The organism is Psychrobacter sp. 1Y4, from assembly GCF_051847555.1.
In genome coordinates, this window is sequence record NZ_JBPYDE010001151.1 from 1 (window position 1) to 519 (window position 519).

Genomic DNA, 519 nt, shown 5'->3' on the forward strand with positions numbered 1-519 from the left:
CAGGTGTCTAGCGACAATCGGACGACTCGTTTTTGCCTCTACCATTGCACCTGTACTTGTCGTTTTGGAGTGCTGACAGTCATTGTCATACGGCAAAATCGCTAGAATATCTGGACGCACATCCATTAGCTGCTCGGCAATATATTCTGACTCAGACGCTTTTAGTCGGATATAAACCCAAGACTCTGGTGCCAACTGTTCTCGATGATAGTGTACCCATGCTGCTGCGGAATTTGGCTGGGCAGAAAAATGCGCAAGTGGATACGTAATCGCTATTTTTGTAGGAAGTTTCAGCCACTCCAAAATAGTTTTATTGGCAGCGGGCAGATGATACTCTCCTGCTAGTAACTTAGACTTATCAACCCAAGTCATTGCCTGCCCTTCTAGGCCATATTCACAGTCTTTGTGCTGATCATACTGCTGTGCGGTTAGCTCGATTTTATACACCTGCAAGCTCACCTGCTTGTCACCATAGTCGTGATGCAAACGCCCAAGCTTGACGATAATATTTTGAGCAAT

General features: G+C 45.7%; 1 pseudogene. It reads right to left on the reverse strand.

The features are described from left to right. Positions 1 to 519: pseudogene (locus ACS8FC_RS20880) on the reverse strand (NUDIX domain-containing protein); the annotation flags it as partial.